Source organism: Rhodococcus sp. Eu-32, from assembly GCF_003336925.1.
In the GTDB taxonomy this organism is placed as follows: Bacteria; Actinomycetota; Actinomycetes; order Mycobacteriales; family Mycobacteriaceae; genus Rhodococcoides; species Rhodococcoides kyotonensis_B.
Map to the genome: position 1 here is coordinate 73,009 of NZ_QGNK01000013.1, position 13,310 is coordinate 86,318.

Here is a 13,310-nt window from a genome sequence, read left to right on the forward strand (position 1 = left end):
GGTCGTCCCTCTCGTTCGTACGAAAATCGGTCTTCGATCGGTCGATGGTGTGGTGTGGCGGCTACACGGTTCGGTGCCTGCTCCACGCGTCCCACAGCTCGCTGTAGCGTCCGCGTCGCTGCATCAGATCGTCGTGAGTCCCCTCCTCGACGACGGTCCCGTTGTGCATCAACAGAATTCGATCGGCCTGCCTCGCCTGGTCCAGGCGATGAGCCACGATCACCGCACTGCGACCGGACAACGCCGCGTCGGCTCCCCGTTCGAGAACTCCCGCCCCTGCGCTACCTGCATCGGCGGTGGCCTCGTCGAGAATTGCGACCGGCGGGTCGGCGAGGACGAGTCGTGCGAGGGCCAACTGCTGCGACTGCAGTGGCGTGAGCTGATGTCCGCCTGCACCGACGACCGTGTCGAGTCCGTCGGGCAGCAGGTCGACCCACTCGCGTGCGAACACCGTCTCCAGTGCCGCGGTCATCCGTGCGTCGTCGGCATCGGGATTTGCCAAGGCCAGGTCGTCGCGCAACGGCCCGGCGAACACGTGAACGTCCTGGGTGATCAGGGTGATCCGCGTGGCACGTTCGGTGTCGGGGGCATCCGCGATATCGGCCGAACCGAAGGTCACCGTTCCCGTCGCAGGCGTCCGCACACCCGCGAGCAACGCCGCCAGCGTCGACTTTCCGGACCCGGACGCGCCGACCACCGCGATCGTCTCGCCTGATTCGACGCGGATGTCGATGTCGTGCACTACCGTTCGGCCGGGCCGGTAGCCGAACGAGACGCCACGCGCCGCGAGGACGCCGCTCTCCGGGAGAGCCGCTTTCCGATCGCGAGTCGGGTCGTCGACCCGGATCACCCCGACGATCCGTGCCAGAGACGCCAGGGCGGACTGCAATTCGTCGATGACGAGCAGCACGTCCTCGATCGGCTCGAACAGACGCAGGAAGAACAGCATGGCCGTCGTCGTCGCGCCGACCGTCAACGCGTCGGTTCCGACGAGGTGGAATCCGATGATCAGCAGCGATGCCATACCGATGAACTGGGCGGTGTTCAGACGGCCGTAGAAGCGGTTCTGCACGATGCGCGCCCGCATCGTCCACCGCACCACTTCCCAGGAGTGCAGGCCGACGCGGCGCGCGAGCGTCGGCGCCAGGTCGTACGCGTGCACCGTGCGCAGACCCTGCACGGCCCCCAGAACATGCTGCGCGCGCACGCCCATCGCTGCCCGCTCGGCTGCGTAGATCTCCGGAGCGTTGCGCAGATACCACCGCACGGCCAACGCGTAGATCGGCACGACCACCAGCAGTGCGATCAGGAATCGCCAGTTCAACGCCGTCAGTCCCACCGCAGTGAGCAGCACCGTGAACAGCGACGTGGACAGCGCGGGGACGACGTTCGTGATGGCGTTCGACACCTCGTCGACGTCATCGGTCGCCCTCGACACGAGATCTCCGCTGCCTGCCTCCTCGACGTGCTCGAGCCGCAGAGCCAGGCTGGAGGTGAACATCTTCTCGCGTAGCCGGGCCAGCACCGTCTCGAACAGCCGCGCCGACAAGACGACGCCGAGCGCACCGATGGCGGCGAACCCGAGCGCCGCGGCCACCATCACCGATCCCAGCAACCAGATACGGCCGTCGGCATCGCCGGCCACGACCGTGTCGACCATCGAGCCCAGCGCCCACGGCGCCACGAGACCGAGCGCGGCTCCGACCGTCATCGTGACCACGAGGACCGCGGCCCGCGATCCCTGACCGGCCAGCGCGAGACGCACTTCGGCCACCACGGCTGCCGTGTCGGCGATGGGCAGCGTCGTCCGTTTCGTACCGGTCGTCATCGCGACACCTCCACTGCTTCCCGACGGCTGCCGAGGTCGACGACCGTCGTTGCTGCGGCCAGCACTGCAGGTGACGACGTGAACACGATCGTGGTTCGTCCCGTCCGCGCGAGACCGATCCGTTCGGCCACCGCGGCCTCGGTGACGGAGTCGACGGCCGACGTCGGATCCAGAAGCACGAGCACCTCGGGGTCCGCAGCGAGCGCGCGCGCCAGCGACACGCGTTGCCGCTGTCCCCCGGACAGCATCCGTCCGGCTTCGCCGACCGGCGTGTCCAGGCCGTCGGGCAGCACGTCGACGATGTCGTCGCACGCCGCTGCGAAGACGGCACGTGCGATGGCGTCGGAACCGTGGTCGCCGTCGACTCCGGATGCGATGTTCTCGGCCACGGTGCCCTCGAAGAGATCGCTCTCGTGCGGTGCGACGAGCAGGGTTCGACGGCGGTCGGCGTCGGGTAGATCTGCGACGTCGATTCCGCCCACGGTGACTGCGCCGCCGGGTGGAACCATCAGCCCGGCGAGCATGTCGGCGAGTTCTGCGGTGGTACGCGCGTCGGCCACGACGGCGACGAACTCGCCTTCGGCGATTCGCCGATCCACGGTGTGCCCGGCGTCCAGGACCACGCCGTCGAGACGGATGTCGAATCCCGTTGCTGTGTCGCTTCTTTCGGTGCCGCGACGCGCGGGAGGCGCCTGCAGGACGGTCAGCACCCGTTCGGCCGACGCCACCGCCTGCGCCCAGATGGTGCCCGCGTTCGACGCGAACGCCTGCAGCGGACCCATGACGAATTGTGTGACAGCGACGACGGTGATGAGCTGGCCGACGGTCATCGCCCCGCCGAGAGCCATCAGCCCTGCGGCGACGGCAACGCCGGCGATGAACAGGCCTGCGACGGCTTCCATCGACCCGAAATAGCCTGCCCGTGCGACGCTTGCCTTCAGCGTTCCGTGCAGCGCGCGCTCGCTCGCGCCCCGGTAGCGGTTGCCTGCTCGGTGTTCGGCGCCGAGCCCCTTGACGATGCGGAATCCTCCGACGAGGTCGGTCGCCGTGCCTGCTGCCTCTCCCGCGGCCTGCTGCTCCTGCATGCTGCGCACGCGGAGCGGTGACCCCGCGCGATCCATCGCCCACAGCATCAGCGGCGTCGCGACGAGGATGGCGAGACCCAGCGGCCACGAGATGTACAGAAGTATCGCGGCGGACGCGAGGACGGCAGCGAACTCGCCGACCGGGTACACGACGATGGCAACGGCGCTCGCCAGCTGACGCGCGTCGGACGTGGCGATGTTCAGCAGCATGCCCGGCTGACGCGTCTCCCCGCTCATGCCGCGGGCGTCGAGAATCCGGTCGGTGATCGTGGTGCGTACGTGGTGCTGAATCGCATTCATGCCGAGAAAGCCGATGCGCGAACCGAATCGGAACGTCACCGACACAGCCGCGTACACGACGCCGAGGACGACAACCCACAGCACGAGCTGTCCGAGGTCACCCGGAGCGATGGCTCGATCGATGGCGACACCTATGATCACCGGCACGAGCGCGGCACACAGCTGGTGCACGATCAGCAGAATTCCGGCGGGCACGGTGTACTTCTTGGCGGCGAACATCGTGCGCCAGGTCAATGCGCGCGGAGTCGTCGATTCGGTGACGACGATGTCGGTCGTCGCGATCGGCGTCGCAGGCGCGGCGAAGAAAACGGGCAGTTTCATCAGTGGGTGAGCACCGAATCGAGCAGGGCACGAGAGCTGAGCGAGTCGACCAGCTCTCCGGACCGCACCGCGATGTTCGACAGCAACGACGACGTCAGACCATGCGAATGTTCGGTCCCACCCTGCAGGTAGATACCTCCGGTGACGTGGTCGGCAGTGCGTACTCGATAGTCACGCTCGAGCTCGGGCGTACCGTCGTCGGCGAATCTGCACTCGTCCGCGAGCGGGCCGAGCACCGTGCGTAGGTCGAGCGGGCGGAATCCCGTCGCGAACACCACTGCGTCGCACCGCAGATGCTCGTCCCGGCCTGTCGGTCGATGCCGAACGGTCACGTCGACGCCGTCCTCGGTGACGACCGGCGTCGACACCTCGGATGCGCCGTGCACGAACAGTCGCCGCGTCCCCGTCACACGCTCGGTGTACTCGCGTTCGTAGAGGTCCTCGATCAGCGGCAGGTCGACGGCCGAGTAGTTGGTACTGCGATGGTAGGCCATCAACTGCGCACGCAATTGCGGTGTCGCCGAGTAGAAGTCGTCGACGGCTTCCGGGTCGAACACCCGATTCGCGTAGGGGCTGTCGTCGGCCGGGCTGTATCCGTACTTGGTGATCACGCCGTGCACGTGCGTGTCGGGGAAACGGTCGTGCAGATGAGCCACGACTTCGGCTGCACTCTGACCCGCGCCGACGACGACGAATCGACCGTGTCGACGTTCGGGCAAGGCGGACAGATGGTCCAGCAGACGGTGGTTGTGGAACACACGTCGCGACGACTCGACGCCGTCCGGCAACTTCGGCGTGAGCCCGCCCGCGAGTACGACGTTGCGGGCCCGAAGAATTCGCGATGTGCCGTCGGCACCGGTGACCGTCGCTTCGAACTGTTCGCCGTTCCAGGCGATCGCCGTCGCCGACGTCGCGTAGTCGACGTCGGCGGCAACCTTGTCGGCGGCCCACGTCAGATAGTCGTGGAACTCGACACGCGACGGGAAGAAGGTCTGCAGGTTGATGAAGTGCGTCAATCGTCCACGGTGCGAGAGATATTCGAGGAACGTGAACTCGCTGCGAGCATTGCGCTGCGTGGCCAGATCCTTGAGGAACGAGATCTGCATGGTCGTGCCGGGCAGCAGCATGCCGGCGTGCCAGCGGAACTCCGGTTGGCGTTCGACGAATTTGGCGCTGAGTCGACGATCGTCGGAGACTTCCGAGTTGCGCTCCTTCAGCGCGATCGCCAGGCCCAGATTCGAGGGTCCGAATCCGACTCCCAGGATGTCCACTACCTCGGAATGATCGCTCTCCATCAGCACAAGTCGTCCTCCGTCGAAGAATTTAACGTAGCCTAACCTATCGGACGGCGGCCAGTTTAGGCTATTTCGAACCGGCGTGGAACAACACCCATCGAGACGAGGGACACCGATGAGCACCCAGACGAGTACGGCAAACGAACGTATCGGAATGCGGACATCAGGACGGTTCGTGCTGTCGCGCCCGCACGGAACGGTGGTGGCAAGTGGTGTGCGACAACAGTTCACGGACGCGGTCGGCGCGATCGACGCACTACGCTCCGGCGCTGCCGACACGGTGGTGGGCGCGGTTCCGTTCGCGGCAGGGGCACCGTGCGCGCTGACATCGCCCGAGAAGATCTGCTTCACCACGGACCGTTGGACCCCGCCGAGTGCTCCCCGACCGTTGCCTGTCTTCGTCGTCGACGAACTGCGCGAACGCGAGCATCTCGACCGCGTGCGCACCGCTGTCGACGTCGTACGCAGCGACGGAAACCCTCTGGACAAGGTCGTGCTCGCGCGGACTCTGTCACTGCGGGCCGAACGGCCGGTCGATCCCGAGGCCGTACTCGCTGCACTGGTGTCGGATACATCGAGCGGTAACGGATATCTGGTCGATCTCGACGCAGCGGGCGGCGGTCACGTCGGCAAGACGCTCGTCGGTTCGAGCCCCGAAGTGCTGATTCGCACACGGGGGCGCGTCGTGACGTGCCATCCACTTGCGGGTTCCGCCCCGCGCCACCCCGACCCCCCCGTCGACGACGAACACGGCAGATCACTGGCGCGCTCGACCAAGGACCGGCGCGAACACGCGTTCGTGGTCGACGCCATCCGGACCGCGCTGACGCCGTTCTGCACCGTCCTCGACATCCCGGACACGCCGAGTCTGACGACGACGCCGCAGCTGTGGCATCTGGGCACACCGATATCCGGTGAGTTGAAGGACCCTAGCGTGACCTCGTTGGAACTGGCCGTCGCTCTGCACCCCACCCCTGCCGTGTGCGGAACTCCGACCGAACTCGCGTACGCGACGATCGACGAACTCGAAGGCGATCGAGGCTTCTACGCCGGAGCCGTCGGGTGGTCGGACGGATCCGGCGACGGCGAATGGATGGTGGCGATCCGCTGCGCCGAAATCGACGGCAGCGCAGGCAGAGTCACTGCCTACGCCGGCGGTGGAATCGTTGCCGAATCCGATCCCGATACCGAACTGCAGGAGACGAACGTCAAGTTCGGCACCGTCCTCGGTGCGTTGGGAGTGACACTGTGACAACACTTGTCGTGGGAGCGGGACGAGGAATCGGTCGTGCGGTGGCGCTGACCCTGGCGCGGGCAGGCCACCGACTGGCGTTGATGGATTCCGACGCCACCGCGCTGGCGGAGACGACAAACTGTCTCGACGAGGCTACGGCTGCGTACACCGTCGACATCCGAGACGCCGGCGCCGTCGGCGACGCGATCGACGACGCCGAAGCGCGGATCGGACCTCTCACGGGCCTGGCCCACGTCGCAGGCATTCTCGAAACCGGGTCGATCCTGGACTCCGATCCAGGCGCGTGGCAGAAGACCTACGACGTCAACGTGTTCGGTCTGCTCAACGTGGTCCGCCACACGGGCCGGATCATGCGGGAGCGTCGTTCGGGATCCATCGTCGTCGTCGGCTCCAACGCCGCCGGGGTGCCGCGCATGTCGATGGGTGCGTACGGATCGTCCAAGGCAGCGGCGACGATGCTCGTGCGCATTCTCGGACTCGAAGTGGCGCAGTACGGAATTCGCGCGAACATCGTCGCACCCGGCTCGACGGACACCGACATGCAGCGTTCGATGTGGCCCGACCCGGAGGACGACGCCCACGCCCGGCCCGTCATCGAGGGCGACCTCGCCACCTTCAAGGCCGGAATACCGTTGGGCCGCATCGCCTTGCCCGAGGATATCGCCGATTCCGTCGAATTCCTGTTGTCCGACCGCGCCCGGCACATCACGATGCAGTCGTTGTACGTCGACGGCGGAGCAACGCTACGGGCGTGATGTTCAGCCGAGCACAGCAGCTATTTCCGCGGCCGTGCGATCGAGCTCGGCGCGGGACGGGGACGTCGGACGCGCACGGAGTCCGAAACCGTCACCCGACGTTCTCGGGATGACGTGGAGATGGACGTGGAAGATCTCCTGACCCGCGACCGTGCCGTCGGCGAGGAAGAAGTTGATCCCGGCGACGCGCGGATTGCTCGCGCGCACCGCGGCAGCGACCTTCTGCCCGACGACGAACAGATGCGCTCCGACCTCCGGGTCCAGTTCCGCGAGCGATCGCGCCTGTTGACGAGGCACCACCAGGACGTGACCGCTCGTGAGCGGGCGAATGTCCATGAACGCCACGGCGATGTCGTCCTCGAAGACACGGGAGGACTCGGCGGTTCCAGCGATGATCTCGGAGAAAATCGTGTACGGGTTCATGACACGAGCTTAAATCTGCGTCTGCTGCACGTCGCGACTACAGTCTTGCCATGGGAATGATCGGTGGTGTTCTGTTCGACATCGACGGCGTGCTGGTCACGTCGTGGAAACCCGTGCCGGGCGCCGCGGAGACGCTGGAGTACCTGAGCAGCAAGGACATTGCGCGCGCATTCCTGACGAACACCACGTCGAAGACGAGGTCCCAGATCGCCGACGCGCTGACCGACGTCGGCATGGCAGTGCACGCCGACGAAATCGTCACCGCTGCAAGCCTTACCGCCGATCATCTGCGCGAAACCTACCCGGGCGCCCGCACGGTCGTCGTGAACAACGGCGACATCACCGCCGATATGCCGGGCATCGAGTTCGTCGACGAATCCGACGGCGATCCGGACGTCGTCGTGGTCGGCGGCGCGGGACCCGAATTCACCCACGAACGCCTCAGCCGCGTCTACGACTGGCTGTGCCGCGGCATTCCCGTCGTTGCGATGCACCGAAGCCTGATGTGGACGACGGGCGACGGCCTGCGCATCGACACCGGGATGTACCTGGCCGGTATGGAACAGGCGTCGGGACACAAGGCGAAGGCCGTCGGAAAGCCTGCGCCGCTTGGCTTTCAGACCGCAGCCGAACGCATGGGTGTCGATCCGGTCGATGTCGTCATGGTCGGCGACGACCTGGACAACGACGTACTCGCCGCCCAGGTCGTCGGCATGACGGGTGTGCTCGTGCGCACCGGGAAGTTCCGGCAGGACGTCCTCGACCGACGTGAGAAGGAGGAGTTCGGGCTCCAGCCGTCCCACGTCATCGATTCGGTGGCCGACCTGCCGGATGTGCTGCGCTGACGCACTAGAGGATCGGCGAGGGTGTGTACTTGGCGCCGGCCGGGAACTGATGCAGGAGATTCTCGACCTCCGCGACGACAGCTGCGACCTGGGTCTCGGCGGATCCGACGAACGCCGACTTGTCCTGGAGCGCCTCGTCGAGCGCTGCGCGATCCAGCGGGATGCGGTCGTCGGCGGCGAGACGGTCGAGCAGATCCGGCTCCTTGCCTTCCTCACGCATCGCGAGTGCGACGGCGACGGCGTGTTCCTTGATGGCCTCGTGCGCGGTCTCGCGACCGACGCCCGCGCGCACCGACGCCATGAGCACCTTCGTCGTCGCGAGGAACGGCAGGTAGCGCTCGAGCTCCTTGGCGATGACGGCCGGATACGCACCGAACTCGGCGAGCACGGTCAGGAACGTCTCGATCATGCCGTCGATGGCGAAGAACGCATCGGGCAGCGCGACGCGACGGACGACCGAGCAGAAGACGTCGCCCTCATTCCATTGCGCACCGGCGAGCTCGGCGGCCATCGACGCGTAACCCCGCAGCACGACCTGCAGACCGTTGACGCGCTCGCACGAGCGGGTGTTCATCTTGTGCGGCATCGCCGACGACCCGACCTGGCCCGGCTGAAAGCCTTCGGTGACGAGTTCGTGACCTGCCATCAGGCGGACGGTGTGCGCGAACGACGACGGCCCGGCACCGACCTGCACCAGCGCGGACAGCACGTCGTGATCGAGTGAGCGCGGGTAGACCTGGCCGACACTGGTGAGCACGTGCCGGAAGCCGAGGTGGTCGGCGACGAGACGTTCGAGGGCCGTCAACTTCGACGCGTCACCGCCGAACAGGTCGAGCATGTCCTGGCTGGTTCCCATCGGGCCCTTGATGCCGCGGAGCGGGTAGCGCGAGATGAGCTCCTGCAGACGCGTCAGCGCGATGAGCAGTTCGTCGGCAGCGGACGCGAAACGCTTTCCGAGCGTCGTGGCCTGGGCGGCGACGTTGTGGCTGCGGCCCGCCATGACGACGGACGAGTACTCGGCCGCGCGCTCGGCGAGGCGGGCGGCGACGGCGATACCGTGCGAGTGCACGTGTTCGAGCGAACGCAGGATCTGCAGCTGCTCGACGTTCTCGGTGAGGTCTCGGCTCGTCAGACCCTTGTGGATGTGCTCGTGGCCCGCGAGTGCGTTGAATTCCTCGATGCGCGCCTTGACGTCGTGACGCGTGACGCGTTCACGGGCGGCGATGGAGTCCAGGTCGACCTGGTCGACGACGCGCTCGTAGTCGGCGATGGCAGCGGACGGCACGTCGACACCGAGTGACGACTGTGCCTTGAGGACCGCGATCCACAGCTGTCGTTCGAGGACGATCTTGTGTTCCGGAGACCAGAGGGCCACCAATTCGGGGCTGGCGTAACGGGTGGCGAGGACATTCGGAATGGTCACGGGGTCTCAGTCTACTGAAGGCACGACCGAAGCCCCTACCCCGCAGGCGCGACCACGTCGATGACCTCGAGCAACATACTGCGCGCCATCGCGCGTGGTTCCGGATCGACTTCGCCCAACGCGCCGACGACGGCACCGTCGACGACCGCGACGATGCGTCGCAGCTGCTGTTCGTGAACGGTTCGTCCGGCGCGGCGGAGCACGTCCGTCAGCAGGTCGTCGATCTGTGCCCGCAACCGCAGCTGCACTTCACGCAGTTCCGGATGCCGCGCCGACGCGACGAACCTCTCGTAGCGGGCGATCAGCCGTTCGCGTCCCTCACCGACACCGTCGTCGGGCCCGATGAGCAGGTCGACGATCAGCTCGACCGTCGACACCAGATCGGTGTGCAGTGTGCCCATGCTGTCGACGCGTCCCCGCATGATCTCCAATTCGCGATGTCCGAGCACCTCGACGGCACACGCGATCAGGTCGTCGAGTGATTCGAAGTAGTACGTCGTCGATGCCAACGGCAGACCGGCGCGCGTCGCGACCGCCCGGTGACGCACGGCGTCGAACCCGCCTTCGACGAGAAGATCGGCCGCGGCGCACGACAGAGCATGTCGACGGCGAACCCCCTTGGGGGTGGCACCCGACACCTTGTGCGGCGTTCCGGCTGGGCCAACGGACATTCGAGTCATCGTGCCAGCCCGCGGTGGTGCGTTCGACCGAAAACGACGCATTTGCGTGTATGGAATCGTGAAGGCCATGCACCACGCGACCATCGACCTCCGTTCGGACACCGTCACCCGCCCCGATGCCGCCATGCGCGCCGCCATGGCCGACGCCGAAGTGGGTGACGACGTCCTCGACCACGACCCCACGATGGCCGCGCTGGAGGAGCGCGTCGCGTCGATGCTCGGCTACGAGGCCGCCCTGTGGGTGCCGAGCGGATCGATGTCCAATGTCATCGCGTTGATGCTCCACCTGAATCGCGGCGACGCGTTCCTCGCACCCGATCACGCGCACGTGCTCGGCTCCGAACTGGGCACCGCGGCGTGGCTCGCGCTCGGCATGCCGCGTCCGCTCCCCCACGACGGCGGCCCCGGTCGGCCGTCGGCTGCCGCCGTCCGCGCCGCTGCGGGTGGGCCGGGCCCGTACTTCGCGCTGAACACGACGCTGCTGTGCCTCGAGAACACGCACAATTTCGCGGGCGGCGCCGTGTTCGACGCGCAGGAATGGAACGAATTACTCGCTGCCGCACGCGATTCCGGACTTCTGGTGCATCTCGACGGCGCCCGCGTCTGGAATGCGGCGGCCGCTCTCGGCGTGGAACCGGGCCTGTTGACGCACGGCGCCGACACCGTGTCGGTGTGTTTGAGCAAGGGTCTCGGAGCACCCGTCGGATCGGTGCTCGTGTCCGACGCGGCCCGCATCACCGAGGCCAGGCGCATCCGCAAGATGCTCGGCGGCGGCGTCCGTCAGGGTGGAATTCTGGCCGCAGCGGGCCTGCTCGCCCTGGACAACATCGACTCGCTGGCGCAGGACCACGCCAACGCCACGCTCCTCGCCGACGGCCTCCGCGACCGTGGTTGGGACGTCGCCGAACCGCGGACCAACATCGTCCTCGCGACCGTTCCGGATCCGCTCGCGACGGTCGCCGAGCTGGCCGCGTCGGGCATCGCCGCGGTGACCGTCGCGGGCAAGGTGCGGTTCGTGACGCACCGCGACGTGTCCGAGGCCGACGTGAAGGAAGCCCTGGAACGTCTCTAGCCCGTCATCACCGGACCGAGGCGCGTCAGCGCTTCCTCGATGTCCGCGGTCGCGCCCGCGAACGAGAAACGGATCGTGCGGTGCCCGTGCACGGTGTCGAAGTCGACGCCGGGCGCGATCGCGACGCCCGTCCGCGCGAGAACGTCGGCACACCAGGCCCGCGAATCCTGCGTCAGGTGCCCGACGTCGGCGTACGCATAGAACGCGCCGTCGGCGGGTGCCAGGTCGGTGACGCCGAGCTGCGCGAGACCGTCGAGCAGAATCTTTCGGTTGGCGGCATACCGCTGCACGTGGCCGTCGAGTTCGACGCGGGACTCGTCGGTGAACGCCGCGACGGCCGCTACCTGGGAGATCGCGGGCGGGCAGACCGTCATGTTCGACGCCAACCGCTCGACGGATCGCAGCAGATGCGACGGCAGCAGCATCCAGCCGAGCCGCCAGCCCGTCATCGAGAAGTACTTCGACACCGATCCGATGACGACTGCCTCGCGGGAGAACTGCCACGCGCTCGACGTCGTCACGTCGCCGTACGAGATGCCGTGATAGATCTCGTCGGAGATCAACAGCGTGCCGCGGTCCTCGCACCATCGCGCAATGGCGGCGAACTCGTCGACGTCGATGATCGTGCCGGTCGGATTCGCCGGACTCGCGATGATCAGGCCCTTCGGCGCTTCGGGCAACGCGTCGAGCATGGCGACGGTCGGCTGGAACCTCGACTCGGGTCCGCACTCGAGCTCGACGACGCGACAGCCCAACGCCGTCAACGTGTTTCGATACGCCGGGTAGCCCGGCCGGGCCATGACCACGGTGTCGCCGATGTCGAACGCAGCGAGGAACAGCAACGTGAACGCACCCGACGAGCCGGTGGTGACGACGACGTCGTCCGGATCGACGGCGATACCGGCCTCGTTCGCGTGATACGACGCGACCGCCTCGCGCAGCGGCAGAATCCCGAGGGTTTCCGTGTAGCCGAGCAGGTGCGCGTCGAGTGCCTCGCGTGTCGCTCGCAGCACCGGAGCAGGCGCGGACGTCGACGGCTGTCCCGCGGCGAGCGACAGCACGTCGCCGTGCGTGCGCGTCCTGACCGCAGCGGCTTTGAACACGTCCATCACGTGAAACGGTTCGATCTTGGATCTGTTCGACTCGGTGACCACGACTACCGAGGCTAACCGTCGTGGAAGACTGGACCGATGCCGGAACCCACTGCAGACGATGTCGCCGATGCTCTCGACGCCCTGCGAGCGGCGACGCCCCTGGTGCAGTCGCTGACCAACGTGGTGTCCGCGAACTTCGTCACCAACGTCCTGCTCGCGGCAGGCGCCAGCAACGCACACATCGACAACGTCCACGAGGCAGCAGGTTTCGCCTCGATCGCGAGCGGCGTTCTGATCAACCTCGGCACTCCCGACGACGGCACCGCCGCCGCGTTCGACCTGGCCGCGGACGGGGCCTCCGCAGCGGGGACGCCCTGGGTGCTCGATCCCGTCGGCGTCGGAGGTCTGCCGTGGCGCACCGAGTTGGCTGCGCACCTGCTGACGAAACACCCGACCGCCGTTCGCGGCAATGCGTCCGAGATCATCGCGCTTGCCGGACAGGGCAATTCGGGCCGCGGAGTGGACAGTTCGTCCGGCTCCGACGCGGCCGTCCCCGCGGCCGTTGCTCTGTTGGAGTTCGCTCAGGTCGTATCGGCGTCCGGTTCCGTGGACTACATCGTCGGACGCGGAGATGCAGGCCCGGTCGGGGTACGGGTCGGCGGCGGCAGCCCTCTCCTCACCAAGGTCACTGCGACGGGATGCTCACTGGCCGCTCTCGTCGCCGCCTATCTGGCGATCGCTCCCACACCGTTGATCGGCATCACGTCGGCACACGCGCACGTCGCCGTCGCGTCGGACATCGCTGCGGAGAACGCGTCCGGACCGGGGTCGTTCGCGGTGGCCTACCTCGACGCGTTGGTCGCAGTCACCCCCGACGACCTGCACCGACGCGCCATCGTCGAGCCGTTCTCGTTATCCACAGGTCGTGCCTGAC

The 13,310-nt window shown here is 67.1% G+C and carries 12 protein-coding genes; 5 read left to right on the forward strand and 7 right to left on the reverse strand.

Annotation, left to right across the window (positions count from 1 at the left end):
• Nucleotides 1–61 precede the first annotated feature (61 nt).
• The 3 genes from DK926_RS16590 to DK926_RS16600 are packed head-to-tail and all read right to left on the reverse strand — an operon-like array spanning nucleotide 62 to nucleotide 4,829.
• Nucleotides 62–1,828: an ABC transporter ATP-binding protein gene (locus DK926_RS16590; RefSeq protein WP_114331325.1), complete on the reverse strand. Its 1,767-nt coding sequence runs from the start codon at nucleotides 1,826–1,828 to the stop codon at nucleotides 62–64.
• On the reverse strand, nucleotides 1,825–3,534 hold the full coding sequence (locus DK926_RS27055; protein WP_114331326.1) for an ABC transporter ATP-binding protein: 1,710 nt from the start codon (nucleotides 3,532–3,534) through the stop codon (nucleotides 1,825–1,827). Before DK926_RS27055 ends, DK926_RS16590 begins: the two co-directional genes overlap by 4 nt.
• A complete protein-coding gene (locus tag DK926_RS16600; RefSeq protein WP_114331327.1) occupies nucleotides 3,534–4,829 on the reverse strand; it encodes a SidA/IucD/PvdA family monooxygenase in 1,296 nt (431 codons plus the stop codon). Before DK926_RS16600 ends, DK926_RS27055 begins: the two co-directional genes overlap by 1 nt.
• Nucleotides 4,830–4,944: 115 nt before the next feature.
• On the opposite strand from DK926_RS16600, the gene DK926_RS27060 reads away from it, so the two are divergent.
• The gene (locus DK926_RS27060) at nucleotides 4,945–6,081 is read left to right on the forward strand and encodes an isochorismate synthase (RefSeq protein WP_114331328.1); all 1,137 of its coding nucleotides are present in this window, start codon (nucleotides 4,945–4,947) and stop codon (nucleotides 6,079–6,081) included.
• Nucleotides 6,078–6,839 carry an SDR family oxidoreductase gene (locus DK926_RS16610; RefSeq protein WP_243636855.1) on the forward strand — a complete coding sequence of 254 codons (762 nt, stop codon included), beginning with the start codon at nucleotides 6,078–6,080 and terminating at the stop codon, nucleotides 6,837–6,839. Before DK926_RS27060 ends, DK926_RS16610 begins: the two co-directional genes overlap by 4 nt.
• Nucleotides 6,840–6,842: 3 nt before the next feature.
• Here the strand turns inward: DK926_RS16610 and DK926_RS16615 are convergent, their stop codons facing one another.
• Complete coding sequence (locus DK926_RS16615; RefSeq protein ID WP_068425006.1) at nucleotides 6,843–7,262, reverse strand: HIT family protein; 420 nt, start codon at nucleotides 7,260–7,262, stop codon at nucleotides 6,843–6,845.
• 50 nt (nucleotides 7,263–7,312) lie between these two features.
• On the opposite strand from DK926_RS16615, the gene DK926_RS16620 reads away from it, so the two are divergent.
• Nucleotides 7,313–8,107: an HAD-IIA family hydrolase gene (locus DK926_RS16620; protein ID WP_114331330.1), complete on the forward strand. Its 795-nt coding sequence runs from the start codon at nucleotides 7,313–7,315 to the stop codon at nucleotides 8,105–8,107.
• A gap of 4 nt (nucleotides 8,108–8,111) precedes the next feature.
• On the opposite strand, the gene purB is transcribed toward DK926_RS16620, so the two are convergent.
• Complete coding sequence (gene purB / locus DK926_RS16625) at nucleotides 8,112–9,530, reverse strand: adenylosuccinate lyase (RefSeq protein WP_068425012.1); 1,419 nt, start codon at nucleotides 9,528–9,530, stop codon at nucleotides 8,112–8,114.
• Between the two features lie 35 nt (nucleotides 9,531–9,565).
• A complete protein-coding gene (locus DK926_RS16630; RefSeq protein ID WP_114331331.1) occupies nucleotides 9,566–10,201 on the reverse strand; it encodes a TetR family transcriptional regulator C-terminal domain-containing protein in 636 nt (211 codons plus the stop codon).
• Nucleotides 10,202–10,277: 76 nt separating this feature from the next.
• Between DK926_RS16630 and DK926_RS16635 the strand changes: the two genes are divergently transcribed.
• Entirely contained in the window at nucleotides 10,278–11,282 is a 1,005-nt protein-coding gene (locus DK926_RS16635; protein ID WP_114331395.1) for a GntG family PLP-dependent aldolase, read from the forward strand.
• Here the strand turns inward: DK926_RS16635 and DK926_RS16640 are convergent.
• On the reverse strand, nucleotides 11,279–12,391 hold the full coding sequence (locus DK926_RS16640) for a pyridoxal phosphate-dependent aminotransferase (protein ID WP_207890851.1): 1,113 nt from the start codon (nucleotides 12,389–12,391) through the stop codon (nucleotides 11,279–11,281). The genes DK926_RS16635 and DK926_RS16640 overlap by 4 nt on opposite strands.
• An 81-nt stretch (nucleotides 12,392–12,472) precedes the next feature.
• Between DK926_RS16640 and thiM the strand changes: the two genes are divergently transcribed.
• Nucleotides 12,473–13,309 carry a hydroxyethylthiazole kinase gene (thiM, locus tag DK926_RS16645; protein WP_114331333.1) on the forward strand — a complete coding sequence of 279 codons (837 nt, stop codon included), beginning with the start codon at nucleotides 12,473–12,475 and terminating at the stop codon, nucleotides 13,307–13,309.
• The last annotated feature ends 1 nt before the right edge of the window (nucleotide 13,310 follow it).